Consider the following 20332-nt stretch of genomic DNA (forward strand, 5'->3'; position numbering starts at 1 on the left):
ATGAGGTAGAGAGAGTAGGTTTTCTTATCTTTTTGCAGGCTGGTAGTCATACCAGTGTTCGTTGAAGGGGTTTTCTTCTGGTGTGAGATAGTCGTTGCTGATGTCTTCTATTTTTTGGGAGGTGTTTGCAACTTTTCCGGCTTCTCCAGGGAGATTCTGTGCGATAGATGAGGCAAAATGTGCTCCCACATGGATTCCTGTTCGTAGGTCGTGGGCAAGTACTGCTGATTTGCTAAGGTTTCGTGGAAGGGTGGAGCCGGCAACGACAGATAGCTTGGTTTTATGCTGGTTTCGTGAAAAGTTTTTCATCATGGGCAGGGGTTGGTGTGCTAGTGGGTAGTTTTCTGTGCTGATACGGTATTGGCGGTATCCGTGTTCGGTGGGGGCATGGCGGCTTATCATTCCAGCAAAATATGAGGTGCTTCCTTGCCATACGGGGTGGTTCCCCCATAGTTGTGTTGCTTCTCGAATTTTTTGGGCACGTTCTTTGGTCTCTTGAGTACCGGTAGGAGTTTCTCTGTAATGGGTTTCTAATGTTGAGATATTTGGGGTACGTGTGGTGTTCAGGGAGGTGCCTTGGAGGGACGTAACGCCGTCGTTTTGGTCGGTAAGAACGTGTATGGGAATATCTGTAGCTAAGGGGAGGGAGCCAATGGGGGCACCTTGCAAGTAGACTCCTTGCACATTATGTTTTTTGCGGAATTGTTGATGTGTTGATGCAACTGCGGCAATGGCTCCGCCTTGGCTGAACCCGGCTAAGTAGATGGGTGTATCTGCTGGTAGGTTTGCTTGTTCTAGGGCGGTGTCTAGTAGTTGTAGTCCGGCAGAACTTTCTTCCATTGGTGTCTCTGGTGAGTCGGTGACGGAGCTGAGGTTACTAGCAATTCCGATAGGTGCCCCGTGTAGGGTGATGCCGTCAGTATCTGTTCCAGGGACGTAGGCGATAACACCTGAGAGCTGTTCGGACGAATCATAAATATGTTGGAGGAAAACACCGTCGTATTCGACGTTGATTCCTTGTTGGTGTTGGAGTTCGTCGATGGTGTTGACGCCAGAGGATATTGTCTCAAAATTATGTGCATAATCAGCGGGGCTTTGAGGAATAACAAGTTGCTGTTCTATGTGTTCGAAGGTTGCAGAATCAGCTGATTTGTATGTTTGTATTCCTGAGATGTTGAGTGCTCGAAGGTATCCTCCACGGTGGAGTTTATCTTCAACATATTCTGTGGCAGTTCTGCTGAGGGAGCTGATACCGTAAAGCTTCATTTTTTCTGCTCGACGACGGTTTGCGTATTCTTCACCGTTATATAGGTAGTCTCCCCAATACCCCATACCGAAGAAAATTCGTTGTCCTAAGAAACTCGTGATTGGACCAGCAACGGGCATCAGCGTTGTTGCCTGAGCAAGTGGACCGCCTGAGCTAAAGAGTGAGCCCATCCAATACATGGCTGCCGGTAGTTGGGTTTGGCAGGTGCGTAAAAGCTCCGTAGCAATGTAATCAGCTTGTTCGTAGGCGATACTTGTTTGTTCGAGACGAACGGTAAGGTCTAGCTGTTCGCTGGCGCGCTGTGTGCTGCACTGAGATAGTTCTAGGATTTCTGTGCCCAGAGAAAAACCTTGAGGATGTAGGGCAAGTAGCTTCATCACATCAGCAGATATGATGCTCAGTTCTTGCGCAACCTGTTGATTTATTTCGTGCGTGCGGCGTAGGTGTGTTGAGTATTCTTGAAGGCTTGTCGTATCTACTCGCAGAAGGGTGGTGTGCCCTTCTCTGATATTTCTCATCACTGTAGTGTGAGATTCTTTCAACCTTATAAGAGAAGACGTCATGATGGGGGCTTTCTACGAGTAGGTAGGCAGGAAATTCATCAATGGGTGGTGAAGGAGAGATTCTAAAGCTGATTGAGTGTTTCTAACGCTCTGTGTGTAGAGGATTTCAGCACCTACCGTTGCAGCGTCACTGTACCGGTGTGCTTGGATGATGGCGTGATCTACTGCGATACCGGCAGTAGTTACTAGGGCACTGAGATGTTCTGCTTGTTGTGCTAATTCTTCACCAGCTTGGATGAGGTTTTGACGTTTTTCATGAAGTTGATGTTCTAGATACTGTTGTGAGTGTTCTTCCTCTTCGATGAGCCGGTAAAAGTTTTTAGATGCGAGAGAGTCCCATTCCATCTGTGTTTTCAGGTGGAGGGTGCGTTGAATCTGTCGTTGTTTCTCTTCTTGTTCGTTGAGTCGTTGTGCAAGTTCTTGTGTTTGTTCTCGTATGTGATGGGCAAGCTGAGAGAGTCCTTCAGCGATAGGGGTACTTCTGGATGTGCCGAAGCCTTGTTGTTGTGCAAGAAATAAAAGGTGTTGTTCTTCCATAGGTGGGTGGTTTCCTCAAACAGGCTGTTCTCCGGTGTAGTTGTTCTAGAGATACGTTAGATGAATGGTTAGAGCAGAAGACGTTGAGGGGAAGAATTGTGGATAATCTTGAGGAAAGGGTGCATCGTATCGTATTTTCCACAGGTATGAGGTACAAAGTTTCTTGAGTATGACGCAATAGCGCCTGAGCTTTTAAGCTTTTCTGAGTTATCTCAACCACAACCGGCATATCACATGACAGAATAGAAGTATGTCTCAACCTGATCTTTGCATGACTCTACCCAATGGACGACGTAGCCTCACTGGCTCAGCTATCGCGTTAGGCCCACTGGATGGCCGTTATAAGGCGGTAACAGAGCCTCTCGTCGATTACCTCTCAGAAGCGGCTCTTAACCGTGACCGTATCCACGTCGAAATAGAGTGGTTCATCTACCTCTGCAAAAAGAGTGTGCTTCCGGGGCTTTCACCCCTCACCGAAGAACAAGAGCTCGCATTGCGTAGCATTGTCACCGAGTTCTCTCCTGAGGATATTAACGAACTAGCGGAAATTGAAGCAACGACCGTCCACGATGTTAAAGCAGTGGAATATTTTATTGGTCGCCGCTTAGCAGCTATCGGGTTAGAACATCTAACTCCGCTCGTACATTTTGGGTGTACCTCAGAAGACATCAATAACCTTTCCTACGCTCTAGGTATTAAAGACGCCGTACACCACGTATGGATTCCACAAGCTGAAGAACTCATCACACAACTTCGCACCATGGCAGAAGATTCCGCTCATACTCCCATGTTGAGCCGAACCCATGGACAGCCAGCGACACCAAGTACCGTAGGTAAAGAATTAGCAGTCTTCGCCTACCGTCTTAACCGCCATCTTAACGCCGTCAAAGAAGTGCAGTTTCTCGGCAAAATCAACGGTGCAACAGGTACTTTCTCTGCACATGTCGTTGCTGCACCTAACGCTTCGTGGCTTAAAATCTCCGAAGAGTTTGTCACTTCATTAGGGCTAAGCTGGAACCCGCTCACGACCCAAATTGAAAACCATGATTGGCAAGCAGAGCTATACCATGCCATGTCACGGTTCAATCAGGTGCTACACAACCTCTGCACCGATATCTGGAACTATATCTCTATCGGTTTCTTCCGTCAGATTCCTGTTGCCGGAGCAACAGGTTCTTCAACTATGCCGCATAAGGTCAATCCCATTCGCTTTGAAAATGCTGAAGCGAACCTTGAAATTGCGAATGCGCTTCTTGGCACGCTCAGCGCCACATTGATTCAATCACGCTGGCAACGAGACCTCACTGACTCATCCTCACAACGTAATATCGGTATTGCCTTTGGCCATTCTGTTCTAGCAATGTCTAACGTCGTCAAAGGACTCAAACGTCTAGATGTTGCCGATGATGTGATGGCTCAAGACCTTGACCAGAACTGGGAGGTGCTTGCTGAGGCCATCCAAATGGTCATGCGTGCCGAAGCAATCGCGGGTGTTGAAGGAATGGAGAATCCGTATGAACGCCTCAAAGAGCTCACCCGCGGACAACGTGTTGACGCTCAACGCCTCCAAGAATTTGTTGCCTCATTAGGGTTAAGTGCGCAGGCCCAGAAACGCCTATCCCAGCTCACCCCCGCACTGTACACCGGTATTGCGCCCGACCTCGTACAGTTTATGAACCGTAGCAACTAAAAATAATGGTATCAACGGCTGAGGGTTGCACACCTCGTTATGAGGTGTGCAACCCTCAGCTATATCTATGAAGCGATACGACCTACCCGAGAATTATTCTGCAATTTCTCCCTGAATGATTGAAGAATCTTTCTGCGCCTGTTGTTGAGCCTGAACAGAATCTTCAAAACGTGGTGCTCGCTCTGCAAAAGAGAGCGAAGCAGGGAACATCGGTGGAGCCTCACCAAACGCTTCATGAGCTGCTTCAACGACTTTACGTCCTAACGCCAAGTTAGCTCCGCCGCCAACAACAGCACCAATACCAAAAGGTAAGGCGCGCCCCAAAAGAGCACCTGATTGACGGGTCAAGAACCGTTTCACAAACATATTGCGGATAGTGCGTTCTACGCTGAAGAACTTAGTAGATTCTTTACCCATCATGAGCCCCCACTTATTAGAGATACCGGCGGCTTTACCGGTTTGCGACATCAAAGTACTCATGAGAACAGCGCCATCATCACCTAGCATGATGCCCATGACCATAGCGCGTGCAGCTTCAGGGTTTTCAACGTGTACGCCGTGAAGTTCCGCTAACGCTTGTACGTACAAGGCGGTACGTTCAAGATAGCCTCCTACCGCTAGAGCTGATAGCCCCACGGAGGTTGCAGTTCCCACACCGGGAATAAAAGCTGAAGCACCTACAGCACCACCACCGATGGTGATATCACGTAGATAAATAGTCTCCAGGCGTTTTGCAATCTGAGCCGGTGACTCTTCAGGATGACGTTCACGAATTCGCATCACCATCGACACCACTAAAGGACGTTGAATCCTCAAAATAGTATCAAGACTTTTCGTCAACGCCGGTTTTGGTTTACCGTCAGTATCAAAAGGGTTCTTCATAGAATCAAACATGTTTTTAGTAAACCACCTTAGCTACTATTTTTCAGCTTAAAAACGCCTATTAGACCCTAGCAGTCATCTGAACGACACCCCAGAATGTTTTATTCTGCTCAAAAACCGCATCAACACCCTGTCAGCCCATATATTTTTTGTAATTACAAGGTTCTTCTGAACCGAAAACTTAACGCTAAAATAACTATTCTGCTGTTACACCCCATAACAGCAACAACGACCTCCCCAACTACCACCTGCCGAAAAGAAAGTAAATTTGTCTACATTACCGCTACGTACGATACGCCCCTCTGCACACACCGTTGGAGTATGGCTCGTCTTAGGTTCCTGCTTCTCACTACAATTCGGCTCAGCCTTCGCCGTTCACCTCTTCCCCCACATCGGAGCATGGGGTGTGAGCCTCTTGCGTCTAGGCTTCGCCTCACTCATCGTTTTAGCCTTTATACGCCCCAACCTCAGAGTATGGAACACACACCAGTGGAAAGCTACCATCCTCTTCGGCATCTCATTAGGCCTCATGAACGGGTTCTTCTATCAGGCAATAGCCCGCATTCCCCTCGGATTAGCTGTCGCAATTGAATTTGTGGGTCCGCTCATCTTAGCTATCGCCCTCTCCCGACGACTCATCGATTTCCTGTGGGCGCTCCTTGCCGCAATAGGCCTCATCATCCTCGGGGTAGACGCCCTCAACGACTCTTCAAATATCGACCTATTAGGTGTTCTTTATGCTCTAATAGCCGGTGGTTTCTGGGCAGCCTACGTTATCACGAGCACCCGTTTAGGTTCCGTCATCCAAGGGGCTTCAGGCCTAGCTGTAGGGCTCTTTATCGCAGCACTCACATTATTACCGTTAGGGGCAGCCGGTGCCACCATCGTCTTTAGCGATATCAAACTTCTACTCTTTGCTTTAGCAACCGCACTATTCTCGTCACTAGTCCCAGCAACCTTTGAGTTTGCAGCTCTTCGCAGAATACCCCAAAACACTTTTAGCATCCTGCTCAGTTTAGAACCAGCTATTGCCGCTATCGCCGGCTGGATACTACTTGCACAACATACGGGACTTTACCGTTGGGCCGCAATTATTTTGCTTGTCATCGCAAGTATCGGCATCACCATCAGCTCCCGCTCAAAAGTTGTCGGGGCAAACGTCGCCCTCCGCAAAAGAAGAAAAACCTCATAGGCTCTTCACAAAATCAGCAACCTGCCACGTATCTAAAACAACACCGGGGTGAGGCCCTACACCCTCTAAAAATGTTCTCATCGACTCATCTAAAACATGACGGCTACCCACTAAAATCAGGTTTCCGGCCTGTTTCCCTGTCAACATCGAACGTTCACACAAACACCACACATGCTCAAAGACCTCTAACATATGTTGAGCTTGAGAAGCAAAGAAACTCAAACCAGGATCATCACCAACATTAACTAAAAGAACCCCATCATCACTCAAAGCACGTTGAGCTAATTCATAAAATTCCCTCTGTCGAAGGTGTTCAGGAGCATCCCACCCCGAAAAAATATCGAGCACTATAGCGTCTACACCTGCTGGGCTATCTAATAGCCGTGGTATATCACCTAATACCTCACGAGCATCAGCAACAACAGACTGACATTGTGTACCCAACGGTAATGGAAGATGAGCCGTCACAAATTCAACCAATTCTCGTTCAATATCAACAGCAACCTGAATAGAACCCGGACGAGTCGCTTGAACATAACGCACAAGAGTCAACGCACCAGCACCCAAATGGGCAATACGCAATGGCTCCCCCGCAACAGCAAGCGCATCAATCACATTGCCAATACGACGAAGATACTCATAAAAAATAGTCTCTGGCGACAGCATATTAACGTGAGACTGTTCTGCAGACCCAAGACACAAAATATATGAGCCTTGATTCATCTCATCAGGAATAATACGAGCCATAAGCCCCGACGTTGACAGGCGAAGAGAAGGATGAGCCACCAAGAGTCCTTAAGGCAGATTTCGATAATGTTGGCCAGAACCAAAAGATTCTGGCTCTAACTGAAAAGTAGAATGTTCGATACTAACATCAAAATGTTCGGCTACACAGTCCTGTAAATGACGCAAAATTTCAACACTATGCCCCGAGGTAAAACATTCGTCCTCTAAAATAATATGCGCCGTCAAAACCGGTAAATCAGAAGAAATCTGAGAAACATGCAAATCATGCACCGCAACAACATGCTCTTGAGATTCTAAATGTTTTTGTAACTCTTGAAGGTTAAGATTACGAGGAGTCGATTCCAAAAGAACATCAAGCGTATCACGAAGAAGCAACAGCGTTCGAGGAACAATCAACACCCCGATACATAAGGCAACAACAGCATCTGCACCGTACCACCTAGTTGTGTTCATTACCACCGCCGACACAATAACAGCAACAGACCCCAGAGCGTCATTAATAACCTCTAAGAAAGCAGCCCGCATATTAAAGTTCTGATGATCACCACCAACCAAAATAGCAATCATCACGAGGTTTCCAACAAGACCAATAACACCAAAAATTAGTACTTCAGTGCTCGCTATAGGTTCTGGAGCGAAAAACCGGTGTACCGCTTCAACAATGACGAAGGCGCCAACCCCCAACAGAATCGAGGCTTGGAACATTGCAGAAATAACTTCAACACGTTTCCAACCCCACGTGCGACGGTGTGTGGAAGGCCGTAGAGCAAGCCGTGAAGCAATCAGAGCAACCGTCACACCTAATGCATCAGTTAGTACGTGTACGGTGTCCAAAAGAAGAGCCAAAGAGCCGGTGAGAAAAGAACCAAAAAGCTGAGCGGCACAAAGACCCCATGCGATAGCGGCAACGGCTAAAAGTTTACGAGGGTTTGTCGAAGAATGAGAGTGCTGATGTCCCTGATGAGAATGGTGTGAGTGTTCGCCCATAAAGATAGTTCTCCGCCGATAGTCTTAGGAAAAATATGCTACCACTTGGGGCAAGTGGCGAGCAGATGCGCTGGAGAAAAAGGCCTCATATCACACCGTTGTAGAAACCGTTTTGAGCTGGCGTTGTTGGAGCAGGGGAAGGCTCTCTCGAGTGCGCTCCACCTGTGTCAGGTCAATATCTACGATAGCTAAGGCGGAAACTTCACCTAGTTCACAAAGGATTTCTCCATAAGGTGCTATGGCACGAGAATAGCCGATGCCGGAAGGTATGCCGGAGTTCGGTGTCGGTGATAATGCTTGGTCTACAGCAATAACATATGAGCCGGTATCGAGGGCACGAGCGCTGGTCAGTGTCTGCCATTGTTCGCGTTTATGTGGTCCACCTGCCCATGATGCAGAAATGACCATACATTGTGCGCCGGCCGCTGCCAAATGCTGGTAGAGCTCGGGGAAACGTACGTCATAGCAGGTGCTTAACCCGAGACAGACCCCATCGATAGTGATGAGAGCTGGCTCTTTACCGGCAATGATATGTGCAGATTCACGGTATCCTAGGGCATCGTATACGTGTATTTTTCGATAATATTGCAGTTTTTCAGATTCAGCTGCCTTGTCTATTTTGTCTAGGGAAAATGCGCAACTCAGTTGATTGTAAACACGGTGAGCTTCAGAGGGTTCAGGTGCAAATCCGCCAGCAATAATGTGGATACCGATGTCTTGAGCAAATTCGCTTAGAGTTTGTTCCCATTGGTGGTAGTGACGATGAGTTTGGGTGTAGAGGTCTTCCCCAAAGGGAAACATTGTTGCTTCGGGGAAGACCACCAACTGGGCACCTTGTTGTTGAGCTTGTTCAGCGTAGTCTCGAACTATTGTGAGGTTTTCAAAGACGTTCGGTGTTGAACGTATCTGAGCTAAAGCTATTTTCATGGTGCGTTCTATTATCAGGTTCTGTGTTATTCAGAGATTCCAGCCGCTTTTTTAAATTCTTTGACCATATCGGCTGCACTGGTTGAGGAGTTGACGTCTTCAAGGACTTTTCCATTTAGCACAAAGCTTGGTGTTCCGCGTACTCCAAATTTTTTGCCTTGTTCAAAGGACGCTTTGATGATGTCTTCTGTTCCGGTAGCAGAATAGTCAGTTTTGAACTGAGCCATGTCAAAGTCTAGTTCTTTGGCGTAGTCAGCAAATTTTTGGTAGGCGGCTTCTTCATTCTCAGATTCGCCCCACGTCTTTTGTTCAGAAAAGACCTTTTCGGAGAAAGGGATATATTTCTTCTGGTTTTGTGCACAAATCATTGCGCGTGCTGCAGAGATGGCGAAACGGTGCATAGGTAGTGGAAAGTTTTGAACGGTGACGTTGAGGATACCGTCAAGCTCTCCTGCTGCTTCAAGGTAGGCGGGGTCAGCTTTTTTGCAGTAGGGGCACTGGTAGTCGGTGAAGAGTGTGACGGTTGGTTTGTCGTTGAGAACGGTGTTGAGGTGGTATCCGTTATCGTCTCGTACGCCCGTATCTACGGCTTTGGTGTTGCTGTAAGATGCGGTAGAGGTATCTGAACCACAGGCGGTCAGTAGAAGTGTTGCAGCAGTAAGAGTGCTGGCGCCAAGGAGGGTACGTCGGGTGTAAGGGGTATTTATGTTCATAGTTGTTTCTCCGATTCTATGATGGTGCTATTACTAGAAAACCATAGTGTGTTGGTGTTTCTTGAGCACGCACCGTCATGAGACACAAAATATTTGCTGTGAACTGGCGTAAGAACAGGTGTTCTGGTACAGTGTTTTTCGTTCGCTTTAGGGTGGACTAGGCCTCCATAGCTCAGGGGTAGAGCATTTCCCTCGTAAAGAAAAGGTCGTCGGTTCAAATCCGACTGGGGGCTCAAGATTCAGCGCTTTTGCCATCGTCATGGTAAAGGCGCTGTTTCAGTTAACGGGTTTTTCTCTTTTCATTGAACTGTTCATTAAGATGTATCTAGCAGGGCTCTTGGACCACTCTTTAATGCTTTCCTAAGAAAATATATGTTTGCTTTGTGTACCTCTAGATACAGCAACTATAAAGCGTTATTGTATTAGTACACTCGCTTTTAAAATTTTCTCATTTTGGAGGAAAACTCTCTCATGCAACGGGAGCATTTCACATTTGATCGACACCGAACAGGGTTCCGTTATTCGCGCGGTTTTATCCTGCTCCTCATCGTCTTACTCATACCATCAGCAGGTTTCTGGTTCTTCTACCGGTCTCTCTTCCCCACGGACTCATCTCTTACAGGCGCAGTAATCCTCACAATTACTACAGCCGTCTCTTTTGCGTACCTCCTCGGATACTCAGACGACCGGCACACTGCAGACTAACCGAAACACTAGTTACGCCACAATCCGTAAGTTTTCGCCAGTTCAGAGACTTTACGTGCACGAGCCAAACGTGGAAGATATGAACCATCCTTAGGAACTGCACCATTTGTTGATTCGGCTAACATTTCGCGTGCCCATTGAATTTCTTCTTCACTGGGAGCAAGCGCAATATTAATAGTTTCTGCCTGCTGAGGATCAAGCAACAATTTTCCAGTCATGCCGTGACTCGATGTTACCGCACAATCACTCATCAACGAACCACCGTGTTTACCTAATGAAGGCCCATCAATAGGCCCAGGCAAACCACCAACACGCGACGCTAAAACAAGTTGAGAACGCGCATATGATAAGGCGATAGGGTCATCCGAAACGCCTGTGTCTCGACGAAAATCACCCACTCCGAAGGCTAGACGGAACGTCCCCGGTGCTCGCGCAATATCTACCACGTTCACCATACCTAAAGCAGACTCAACCAATGCAATAACCGGTGTACCAGCTGGCATCATCATCGCAGTTCGAGTCACTTCATCAGGGTGCTCGGTTTCTGCCAGCATGACTCCTCGCAACCCCTTAACGTTGCTGAGCGCTTGAACATCTTTTTTCCAATGTTCTGTTCTCATCCCATTGATTCTGACCCAAGTGCTAACTTCACCATTGAGCAGTTCAACAATTTTTTCACGAGATTCGTCTTTGAGATTTTCAGGCGTGCCATCTTCAAGGTCGATGAGGATGGAATCTGATTCTGACTCTAGAGCGTTCGCAATATATTCTTCAGAAGAAGCTGCCGAAACAAGTAACCAGCTGCGAGAAAGACGAGCAGGTAACGATGCAGCACGTTCATTGCGGTGAAAATGTGGCATGAGAACTGTACTCCTAATGAGCCGATAATATTGTTCATCTCCAGTGTATAGATATAGTCCTCAAGACTCCTAGAACTATGACGGTCTGAGAGCAGCTTTATCGAAAATCAATAACCCTTGTCATATCCTCTAAAAATAGTTAAAACATCACATTTAAGATTCCTTACATCATAAGGTGTTTTATAGAACCTCGGAGTAGAGTGAATAGGTCGTAGCCTCGGCCTCTGAATACTTAGGAGTTTTAGTGCCTTCACCTGCATCACCTGATATACACGGTAGTTCTTCGTGGCTTGTTCCCGGTTCTCGTGAGCTACGCATGATTCTTATTGGACTGTTGTTAACGGTTCTTTTAGCTGCGCTAGATCAGACCATTGTTGCTACCGCATTGCCCACTATTGTTGGTGATTTAAACGGATTAGAGCATATTTCGTGGGTTATCACGGCATATATGATTTCTTCGACCATTACCTTACCCATTTACGGTAAGTTAGGTGACCTTTACGGACGAAAAACTCTCTTTCTATTTTCGGCAGTGGTTTTTCTCGTCGGTTCAGTACTCTGTGGTGTGGCAGGGTCTATGTGGCAGCTTATTCTTTTCCGCGCTGTTCAAGGCATTGGTGGTGGCGGCATTTTTACAGGTGCAACAGCTATTCTTGCCGATGTGTTAGCGCCACGTGACCGTGGACGCTATATGGGCCTTATTGGGGCAGCTTTTGGTATTGCGTCTGTTGCCGGTCCTTTATTAGGTGGTTTCCTAACTGATGCGCTGAGCTGGCGTTGGGTCTTCTACGTGAATCTTCCATTAGGTGCTCTTGCGTTGTTCTTTATCCTCAAGTTTTTGCATCTTGGTACACCAAAACACGCTACGCCGCCACGTATCGACTATCTCGGTATTATTCTGATGGTTCTTGGTTCATCATCGCTTATTCTGGTGTCGAGCTGGGGCGGAACCGTGTACCCTTGGGGGTCTCCACAAATCATGGCTCTCATCGCCTTAGCGGTAGTCAGTGTTGCTCTCTTTATTGCGGTGGAGTTACGCGTTAAAGAACCGTTGATTCCTTTAGGTATTCTCAAAGACCCTAATGTGTGGGTTTGCGTTTTCATGGGAGTCGGTGTCTCTGCTGCGATGATGAGCGTGGGCGCGTACCTTCCGACATTTTTCCAAATGGTGTGGGGTGTTTCTGCAACTGTTGCTGGTCTGATGATTCTTCCTATGACTTTTGCTCAAGTTGCCGCCACAGTTATTTCAGGTCGTCTAATTTCTGCTACAGGAAACTATAAGTTGTATCTTGTTGCTGGGCCAGCTTTGATTATTCTGGGACTTCTTGGGTTTAGCGTTATCGACCAGCACACATCGTACCTGTGGTTATCGGTGTTGATGGTCGTGATTTGTGTTGGTATCGGTTTTACCTTGCAGAATACTCTGCTGGTTGTTCAAAATAGTGTTCCTCCACGTGATATCGGGGCAGGAACTTCTACAACAACATTTATCCGACAGTTAGGGGCTTCTCTAGGAATTGCTGTTTCAGGGTCTTTATTTATTGGTAATCTCACGGCCTTTACACAACAACATTCTGTTCAGATGGCAGCGCAGTCTCTCAACGCTCAACAGCTCAGTTCGCTTACTCCACAAGTTTTGGCGTCTTTGCCGGAGACTGCTCAACAGCTCATTGCTGAAGCATTTTCTACGGCGATGCCTCCTATTTTCTTGTTCTCTATACCAGCGGTATTGTTGAGCTTTGTTCTCAGCTTTTTCATCCGACAGGTACCTTTACAAAAATAAGGGTTAGAGATGTTAATGGGCAGAATCTTCGCAAGGGAAGGTTCTGCCCATTTTTCTTGGCAAATATTCTTAGCTGTAGATTTTTCTCTTATGAGCTTTGCTGTCTAGCTTTTGCGTGTACGGACGCAAAATGCCGATCTTTATACCGTAACGCGGGAACTTCAATGCACCTATACATCAGGATGCCAAGAGTTAGACCGCTTGCTACGAGTGTTAACACTAAGACTGGACGGGGAAGCATTCCAAGGTGTGGCTCAAGAAAATGGTAAAGAACGTCGTGAGAGATGTAGATGCTGTAGCTTGCTAACCCTAAGAGTTGTAGCCCTTTCCACCGTAAGATGTGCATGAGCTGATCACCAAGTTTTTCACGAATAGCAACTTGCCCCCATAGAATCATCATGGCTGCGGCAATAGCTTGAATGGTGTAGCGAATTGTTTGGCGGAAGAACTCATCGCGAATGAGCAGAGACACAAGATATAGAAGCACGGCAAGAATCACGATTGTGTTACGCCCCATGAGAGGAACAGTTCTACCGTCACGGATTCTTCGCGTATTTCGGAATCGAGTGCCGACAACAGGGCGACCTTGAACTGCTGGAGTATTGCGGTAGGTAAAGAACCATAGTGCAACTAGCGTTCCTAGTGCGATGGCCTCAACTCGAGTTCCTGTACCAAAGTAGATACGGTCACCGGTGGCGTGGTGAAGGCTTAAATATATGCGGGAGCAGATGGAGTAGACGATAGCGGTTGAGGCAATGCCTGCCACAATTTTTTTATAGTGTTTGCTTTTCACGGCGAAGAGCCAGATGAGTGCAAAGACAAGGTAGAACTGTTCTTCAATAGATAGGCTCCAGGTCACAACAGAACCGGGTAGAACTGTTACCTGTGAGTCTAGGTAACGCCAGTTGAAGAAGAAGAATATTTGTCCGAGGAAGTCGATGATATCGATTTTTCCGCCAAGGCTCATATAAATCAGTGTGGGGATAATTAACGCTAGGAGCATAGGTGGGAAGATTTTGATGAGACGTCGCATGTAGAATCCGTTGACGTCAAATCCTCCGGTTTGTTCTCGTTCTCTCAGAAGTAAGAATGTGATGATGAAGCCAGAGATGACGAAGAAAATGGTAACCCCAGAACCGCCGGGTACAAAGCTTAGGCCTGCATGGGAGAATACGACGAGTAGGACGGCAAAAGCTCTCATAGCGTCGATGTGGGCGTAGCGGTTCATTGTTTCCTTTAAGTTTGGGTCGATGAAGGCGGTGTTATTTGTCGTACCGTATCCATGAAACCATAGCTCAGAGGTTTTTCTTCTCTACTCTGTAGCCACATTAATGGCTACTAATGTGGCGGGTTGAGCCACGTGTTGTGTTGTATGTGCCGGTTGAGTATTTTTCCGAGGTATTCAGCGCCGATAGAGCACATGAGGAGCGGCGCCCATAACTCTATCGGTGCGTGGGTGAGTTCTATGGTAAATAGTGCCCCAAAAAGTGCGGAGGCCTCGCTAGCAGATAATAATGCTGCTGCTCCAAGGAGCATGAAGACCGGTAGTTGTTCGGGTGTTCTGGATGCGAGCGCGATATAGGCACCGATGCTTGCGCCAGTAGCTAACGCGGGTGTGAGAGTTCCTCCAGCGGCACCAGCTCGTAGGCTCAGAAGTGTGAGTAGTGGTTTGGTAATGGCGAGGATGAGGAAACTGCTGAGGGTGATGTTGTGGTGGAGTCCTTGTTCAATGATGAGGACACCGTTTCCTAGAATATTTGGCTGGTAGGTGGCGATGACTGCGGTGAGGAGCATGAGTGAGCATAGTTGTGCAGGTAGTTTCCACCAGTGGCGGGGGCGTTCTTTGCGTATTTTTTGGATGATGTTTTGGCTAATGATACGAAAGGTTGTGCCAAGTATTGCGCCGATAAGGATGGCTCCAATCACCCATATCCAGCTGGAATATTCGAGTTTGTATGTTGGTAGTTGGTAGTAGGGTGCGGCACCGTAGATGGCTCTAGGGATGAGGACTGCAAGGTAACTAATCGTTAGAGCGGCGAGGATTTTGCTCCATTTTTTGGTGGGGGAAACGATGCTGATGGTGTAAGCGGCTCCAGCGTATGGGGTGTTGTAGACTGCCCCGAGTGCTGCACCGCAGGCGGCGGCAGTGAGAAAGTTGCGTTCTTCTGGGGTGAAGTGTTGTGGGTGGTAGAGGCGGTGGGCGATGGTTGCTGCAAGTTGTCGAGGGGCGGCTTCTCTGCCGATGGATGCGCCTGCGCCGACGAGGAATACTTGTGTGAAGGCGTCAATGGTTGTTCTGGTGAAGGGGTAGTGTTGCGCGCGTGTGGTGATGATGTCTTGGGTGCTAGGTAGGTTTTTTTGGCGTAGTTTCCACCAGCAGATTCCGCTGATGGCGCCGGCGGTTGCCATCATTATAGGTGTTCGGTGGGGCACCTGTTGAGTTTTGCTGATGAGGTTTTCGATGAGGTGGAGGAATTCGGTCAGGAGCACGCCGATGATTCCGGCGCTAAGAGCAACGGTGAGGGCGGCAAGGGTGAGGAGTATGTATTTGCGCCGTGGGTTGGTGGGGTGTTGTGGGGTGTTGCTCATCGTTTTTAGTTTAGACGTTTATGGGGTCTTTGATGAGTACTGGCAGTGTTTAGGCGGATGCACTAATTTTTTGTTGTGCGTATTCGTTGTGTCGTTGTGTTGTTTCGTAGTGTGCTTGTTGCAGGAGTTCTTCTGCACGTTCAATGTGTTCTCGCACTGTTTCTACACGTCGCATGACGATTTCTTGTCGGTTGCATTGGAATTCGCAGCTTCCGGCGCAACGTACCATGGCAAGGGCCTCTGCGCATAGTGCGACGGAGTTTCCGGCTCGTGAGAGGCACCGGTGAAGTTCTGAGTAGATGCCACTGGGTGATGCGGGGATGTCGGTGCTGTTGCTGGGCGCTAGTTGTTGGGCGCGGGCTGCGATTGTTCGTACGCGTGGTAGTAGGTCTGCGAGGGCGTTTGCTTCTGGAACGACGAGTTCGAGGGTTCCGTCGTCTGGTAGTTTTTCGAGGATTTGGTGGAATCTGTCGATTCCACGGTTGAAGCGGTCGTGTGCGCGTCTCCAGATTCCTTGGCCGAGTTCTGCGTCGTTACGGCGCCCTTGTAAGAAGTCTTTGAGGCTCACGTTCTCCCCCTTTCATCTACTTCCTTTTCTTAGGTTACCCTAAATTAATTTGCTGACACTATGTCAAACGCAACACTACGTTAAGAAAATTGAAAAATCACCTAGAGAGGGGCAGGTTTTGACGAAGGTGTATTTATTATTCATCTAATATTTTATGTTTTCTGACACATTGTCGCCGCACTGTTTTGTATTCTCATGAGTTCTCTGGTAGATTCTTCTACGGATGGTTGTCCGAGCGGCCGAAGGAGCTGGTCTTGAAAACCAGTAGGCGGTAACCCCGTCTCAAGGGTTCAAATCCCTTACCATCCGCCACGTAAAACCGCGTTTCTCATGAGTGAGAGACGCGGTTTTTCTTTTGGTTTGAAGAACGGCTGACTCTGACAACAGAATTATTTGACCACACCCCACAAAACAGCTAGTATGGTGAATGCTGTATTGCGGTTGAGTCAGATGTTGACGGGCTAAACACGATACGGTGTTGGAGACGTGCCAGAGCGGCCGAATGGACTTCACTGCTAATGAAGGGTCGGGGTTAAACTCGACCGGGGGTTCAAATCCCCCCGTCTCCGCCACATAAAAAATCCCTGGGCGCTTTCAGGTAAAAGTGCCCAGGGATTTTTATGTTCTCCTCAAAACTTAGAAAGTTCTAAAAGAAACTAGTCGCGCATCGTGATCTAATAGTTCAGACCAAGAAGTATCCACCTCAAAGACCGCAATCGAAGAGGGTGGAAAACCATAAGAAATATCCATGAGTGATTCGTAGTCAGATGTTGAGCTCATTAAATCCATTGCTGCATCTTGTACGCCCGGCAAGTGAGCAACTAACATCATTGAGCGAACAGAATCGGGGGTATTCTCAATGCACTGACGTAGCATACGAGCTGGAGCGTTATAGAGCCTCTCGTCGAGGGAGGCTGTTGGGGCTTTTTCTCCGAGAGCTTCACATACCCATGTTGTTGTCTGCCGAGTGCGCAACGCAGCAGAAGAAACGATCATTTCGGGAAGAGTTCCTGTATGGTGCAGCCATTCGCCCGCGGTTCGGGCTTGAAGGTGCCCGCGAGAGGTGAGGGGGCGGTTGAAATCGTCCATGCCCCAGTCAGCTTCAGCATGACGCATGATAATCAAGGTTCGTGTGTCATCTGGTCTTTGTGAAAGTTCTTCAGCCATAAGCACCATCTTAGCCGGTCTCTAGCTTTGAGCTAGAAACTTTTTGAGGGCGTACACGGTCTCTTCCGGCTGGTCTGCGTGCACCCAGTGTCCAGCATTTTTAAACACAACTTTTTGCACGCGTGGGAAGAGGCTCCTCATAACAGGGGTATCTTTTGACGTGACATATAGGGAGCGCCCTCCTGCAATCCATAGCACCGGTCGGTTGAAGGAAAGGTTGGGGTTTTGCCATCCCATAATTTTCGGCAGGTTTTCAAAGAGCATTTGTAAGTTCGGTTGCCAAGAGAATCCTTCTTCTGTGCGAATGAGGTTTTGAAGTAAGAATCCTCGCACGCTAGAGTCTGGCACTGCTGGTGTTAGCATTCTATGGGCTTCGGCTCTCGTCGAGAATTCCTCGATAGGAAGTTTCAGAAGAGAGCCCAGCAGATGGGTAAAGTTTCCGGTAGATACTGAAGGGGCGATATCTAAGACTACGAGCTTTCGCACGAGTTCTGGATGTCTTAACGCTAAGAGCATTGCGACCTTTCCTCCCATGGAATGTCCAACGACATCAACAACGGGGGCGGGTTCGCCGTGGTATGCGCAGATAGCTTGTGCGACGCTATCTGCCATGTTGTTATAGTCGAAGGATTCTGTCCATGGAGAGTTTCCGTGATTAGGAAGGTCGATGAGCAGAATTGTAAAGTCTTGTTCGAGGTTCTTTGCAATTGCGGTGAAATTTTTGCCACGTCCCATGAGTCCATGCAGAAAGACAATAGTTTTTGGGCCTGTTCCTAGAGACGTTATTGAAAGAGTTGGTGTGTCAGCCATAGTTTTTGTTTTTCGTGTTTCTCTTTAAACCCGTATAGGCGCCTATTTTCTAGACGCCTACACGGGTTTATTGCTATGCGTTAGCTTTTAGATGGAGTATTCGGGAGCTGCCCATACAACGACTTCGGGGTGCTCGTAGAATCTGTACCCTTGCCCTCGTACCGTACGTACGGTGTTGGCAAGACGCCCCAATTTTGAACGTAGGCGACGAATATGGACGTCAATAGTTCGTTCATTAGGTGTTTCCTCGGCATCTCGCCATAGGCTTGCGAGGAGTTCTTCGCGTCCGACGGTGCGTGCACCGTTTTCAACGAGGTAGTTCAAGAGTTCAAATTCTTTGTAGGTGAGGTTAAGGACTTCACCGTCTAGAAAGACTTCTCGACGCGATAGGTCGATAAGAACACCAACGGAGTGAGCAGGTTTGTGTTCTTGGGATGAGTATTGTGTAGATGAGAAAGGCTCGGGCTGGTGGTGTACAGCGGTGGGGTCACCTAGGGCGTTGCGCACGACTTCAAGGTCTGTTCCTTCTGCTCCGGATGGAGCTAGCGCGACGGCCGCGTAGGAGTCAGCTTCTGGGACGATACCGCGGGTATAGTCGCGTAGTTCTTGTACGATACGCACAAGTGATGTCCCGTTTGATGCTGCTGTTTCTTCAGAGAGCCCGACATAGATGACAAAGCCACGTGCTTCACTCTCGGGGTGGTTGAGTTTTGCGGGTGGGGTGTCAATATGATGTGTTGTCATAGGACGCAGGCTAGCGGGGTGTTTGGGCATGTGACGTCCCTGAGATAGGTTCGACGCAGTGCGTTGAGTTGATACTCTGTTCCGCTGAGAGATGTGGACGTATCCAGGTGCTCCGGACATTCTTCTTACCTGTCTTCTTGTGGTGGGATAAGAGCGTATATCTGGGTGGTTTGTGCAGGATCTTCTGCTTTTCCACACATGAAGCTCTTGATCGCTTTACCGTTTTATCGTTGTATGATTTCGTCGATAAATCAAGTAACATTCCTCTGTTTTTTGGACAGTTGAGGGAATTATCTCAAAAAATGCTGTCTATACAGGTTCTCTTTTTCTCATATTTTGGTACATAAAAATACGTAACTATTATTTTTTATACATAAACAACCTGTACTTTCAAGGCATACACTTTTGTCCGATATACACCAACCAACAACACCATGTAGCACTAGCGATTTGTCAAGACTAACCTCAACTTTTCTCCTTTTTCATCCCTACTAGCACCAAGACCAAGAACCAGTCCCAAACTCACCCAGCCTAAACCACACAAGACCACACACCTCACAAAAAGCTCCCACCACCATCGCATTCTTCCAAGATTCACAACAAAGCACACGTACTAAATAGGCACACTAAACCACACCAACACCGAGTGATCCCAACACAACAACACCAAAACTCATCCACAAAGTGGGGAGCACTCCTTCATGCCAACACTTTCCCACATTTATCCCAAGCGTGTAGAAAAGAGCCTCTAAACACCACCCCCAGCAACCCAAAATAATCTCACAAAAAATTACACTCAAGCACTACACAAAATATTAAACAACATGATTTATGCATTTTGTATGCAAATGGGGGTATAAGAGAAGAAGCTCTTATACCCCCATTTAAAAGGTCAAAAATTTTTTAATAGCGAAACGCCAGACCGTCCAATATCTGACTACTGAGCAAGACCGTACAGACGGTCACCAGCATCACCAAGACCAGGAACAATATACGCCTTATCGTTGAGACACTCATCTTCAGCAGCCAAGAACAAATCAACGTTCTCAAACCCGTCAATACCATCACGCAAAGCAGCAATACCCTCGGGAGCACCAATAATGCACAAGCACGTAATCTGCTCCGCACCGCGAGCACGCAAAAACTTAATAGACTCAATCAAGGTTCCACCCGTTGCAAGCATAGGATCAAGAACATACACCTGACGTCCCGATAAATCTTCAGGCAAACGCTCCGCATAAGTCACGATATCCAGAGTCTGCTCATTACGAGCCATACCCAAGAAACCAACCTCAGCAGTAGGAATCAAACGAGTCATACCCTCTAACATGCCCAAACCAGCACGCAAAATAGGAACAACCAACGGGCGCGGTTTAGTCAAAACCTTACCTGTCGTAGAGGTGACAGGAGTGACGATTTCACGCTCCTCAGTACGAATAGTACGAGTCGCCTCATACGCCAAAAGCGTCACAATCTCTTCAACAAGCTGACGGAAAATAGGAGAAGGGGTGTTCTTATCACGAAGAACAGAAATTTTATGTGAGACCAAAGGGTGGTCAAGAATGGTTAAACGCATACTCTCAAGCTACCATTTTCAGCCA

General features: G+C 47.7%; 19 protein-coding genes and 3 tRNA genes. 7 read left to right on the forward strand and 15 right to left on the reverse strand.

Annotated features, from left to right (window positions below; all coding sequences use genetic code 11):
- Window positions 1–24 precede the first annotated feature (24 nt).
- On the reverse strand, window positions 25–1785 hold the full coding sequence (locus tag ACN081_RS00710; protein ID WP_419106636.1) for a hypothetical protein: 1761 nt from the start codon (window positions 1783–1785) through the stop codon (window positions 25–27).
- Between the two features lie 57 nt (window positions 1786–1842).
- Entirely contained in the window at window positions 1843–2367 is a 525-nt protein-coding gene (locus ACN081_RS00715; RefSeq protein WP_419102728.1) for a hypothetical protein, read from the reverse strand.
- A gap of 250 nt (window positions 2368–2617) precedes the next feature.
- Between ACN081_RS00715 and purB the strand changes: the two genes are divergently transcribed.
- On the forward strand, window positions 2618–4057 hold the full coding sequence (gene purB, locus ACN081_RS00720) for an adenylosuccinate lyase (protein WP_419106637.1): 1440 nt from the start codon (window positions 2618–2620) through the stop codon (window positions 4055–4057).
- Window positions 4058–4150: 93 nt separating this feature from the next.
- On the opposite strand, the gene ACN081_RS00725 is transcribed toward purB, so the two are convergent.
- On the reverse strand, window positions 4151–4951 hold the full coding sequence (locus tag ACN081_RS00725) for a di- and tripeptidase (RefSeq protein WP_419103099.1): 801 nt from the start codon (window positions 4949–4951) through the stop codon (window positions 4151–4153).
- A 256-nt stretch (window positions 4952–5207) separates the two neighbouring features.
- Here ACN081_RS00725 and ACN081_RS00730 point away from each other — a divergent pair, with 256 nt between their 5' ends.
- Complete coding sequence (locus ACN081_RS00730; RefSeq protein ID WP_419106638.1) at window positions 5208–6131, forward strand: EamA family transporter; 924 nt, start codon at window positions 5208–5210, stop codon at window positions 6129–6131.
- On the opposite strand, the gene ACN081_RS00735 is transcribed toward ACN081_RS00730, so the two are convergent.
- The 4 genes from ACN081_RS00735 to ACN081_RS00750 form a co-directional block, all read right to left on the reverse strand.
- Window positions 6126–6917: a spermidine synthase gene (locus tag ACN081_RS00735; RefSeq protein ID WP_419106639.1), complete on the reverse strand. Its 792-nt coding sequence runs from the start codon at window positions 6915–6917 to the stop codon at window positions 6126–6128. The genes ACN081_RS00730 and ACN081_RS00735 overlap by 6 nt on opposite strands.
- Window positions 6918–6926: 9 nt before the next feature.
- Complete coding sequence (locus ACN081_RS00740; RefSeq protein ID WP_419106640.1) at window positions 6927–7865, reverse strand: cation diffusion facilitator family transporter; 939 nt, start codon at window positions 7863–7865, stop codon at window positions 6927–6929.
- A gap of 90 nt (window positions 7866–7955) precedes the next feature.
- Window positions 7956–8792, reverse strand: coding sequence for a nitrilase-related carbon-nitrogen hydrolase (locus tag ACN081_RS00745; protein ID WP_419106641.1), 837 nt, complete (start codon window positions 8790–8792; stop codon window positions 7956–7958).
- A gap of 26 nt (window positions 8793–8818) precedes the next feature.
- Window positions 8819–9505, reverse strand: a complete 687-nt coding sequence (locus tag ACN081_RS00750) for a DsbA family protein (protein WP_419106642.1) — start codon at window positions 9503–9505, stop codon at window positions 8819–8821.
- Between the two features lie 161 nt (window positions 9506–9666).
- Between ACN081_RS00750 and ACN081_RS00755 the strand changes: the two genes are divergently transcribed.
- A tRNA-Thr gene (locus tag ACN081_RS00755) sits at window positions 9667–9738 on the forward strand.
- A 238-nt stretch (window positions 9739–9976) separates the two neighbouring features.
- Entirely contained in the window at window positions 9977–10210 is a 234-nt protein-coding gene (locus ACN081_RS00760; protein ID WP_419103105.1) for a hypothetical protein, read from the forward strand.
- An 8-nt stretch (window positions 10211–10218) separates the two neighbouring features.
- Here ACN081_RS00760 and ACN081_RS00765 read toward each other — a convergent pair whose 3' ends face one another.
- The gene (locus tag ACN081_RS00765) at window positions 10219–11070 is read right to left on the reverse strand and encodes an HpcH/HpaI aldolase/citrate lyase family protein (RefSeq protein WP_419106643.1); all 852 of its coding nucleotides are present in this window, start codon (window positions 11068–11070) and stop codon (window positions 10219–10221) included.
- Between the two features lie 244 nt (window positions 11071–11314).
- Between ACN081_RS00765 and ACN081_RS00770 the strand changes: the two genes are divergently transcribed.
- Window positions 11315–12853: an MDR family MFS transporter gene (locus ACN081_RS00770; protein WP_419103107.1), complete on the forward strand. Its 1539-nt coding sequence runs from the start codon at window positions 11315–11317 to the stop codon at window positions 12851–12853.
- A gap of 88 nt (window positions 12854–12941) precedes the next feature.
- On the opposite strand, the gene ACN081_RS00775 is transcribed toward ACN081_RS00770, so the two are convergent.
- From ACN081_RS00775 to ACN081_RS00785, 3 genes are all read right to left on the reverse strand, one after another.
- Complete coding sequence (locus ACN081_RS00775) at window positions 12942–14081, reverse strand: acyltransferase family protein (RefSeq protein ID WP_419103108.1); 1140 nt, start codon at window positions 14079–14081, stop codon at window positions 12942–12944.
- A 110-nt stretch (window positions 14082–14191) separates the two neighbouring features.
- Entirely contained in the window at window positions 14192–15442 is a 1251-nt protein-coding gene (locus ACN081_RS00780; protein WP_419106644.1) for a chloride channel protein, read from the reverse strand.
- A 49-nt stretch (window positions 15443–15491) separates the two neighbouring features.
- Window positions 15492–16010, reverse strand: a complete 519-nt coding sequence (locus tag ACN081_RS00785) for a dehydrogenase (RefSeq protein WP_419101064.1) — start codon at window positions 16008–16010, stop codon at window positions 15492–15494.
- A 221-nt stretch (window positions 16011–16231) separates the two neighbouring features.
- On the opposite strand from ACN081_RS00785, the gene ACN081_RS00790 reads away from it, so the two are divergent.
- Window positions 16232–16322: transfer RNA gene (locus ACN081_RS00790), tRNA-Ser, on the forward strand.
- Between the two features lie 168 nt (window positions 16323–16490).
- Window positions 16491–16582, forward strand: a tRNA-Ser gene (locus ACN081_RS00795).
- Between the two features lie 64 nt (window positions 16583–16646).
- Here the strand turns inward: ACN081_RS00795 and ACN081_RS00800 are convergent.
- From ACN081_RS00800 to upp, 4 genes are all read right to left on the reverse strand, one after another.
- Window positions 16647–17177 carry a SixA phosphatase family protein gene (locus ACN081_RS00800; protein ID WP_419106645.1) on the reverse strand — a complete coding sequence of 177 codons (531 nt, stop codon included), beginning with the start codon at window positions 17175–17177 and terminating at the stop codon, window positions 16647–16649.
- A 21-nt stretch (window positions 17178–17198) separates the two neighbouring features.
- Window positions 17199–17987: an alpha/beta fold hydrolase gene (locus tag ACN081_RS00805; RefSeq protein WP_419106646.1), complete on the reverse strand. Its 789-nt coding sequence runs from the start codon at window positions 17985–17987 to the stop codon at window positions 17199–17201.
- 87 nt (window positions 17988–18074) lie between these two features.
- Window positions 18075–18851: a winged helix-turn-helix domain-containing protein gene (locus tag ACN081_RS00810; protein ID WP_419103113.1), complete on the reverse strand. Its 777-nt coding sequence runs from the start codon at window positions 18849–18851 to the stop codon at window positions 18075–18077.
- 817 nt (window positions 18852–19668) lie between these two features.
- The gene (upp, locus tag ACN081_RS00815; RefSeq protein ID WP_419103114.1) at window positions 19669–20307 is read right to left on the reverse strand and encodes a uracil phosphoribosyltransferase; all 639 of its coding nucleotides are present in this window, start codon (window positions 20305–20307) and stop codon (window positions 19669–19671) included.
- Window positions 20308–20332: the final 25 nt, after the last annotated feature.

This window comes from Rothia sp. P13129 (assembly GCF_048512865.1).
Classification (GTDB): Bacteria; Actinomycetota; Actinomycetes; order Actinomycetales; family Micrococcaceae; genus Rothia.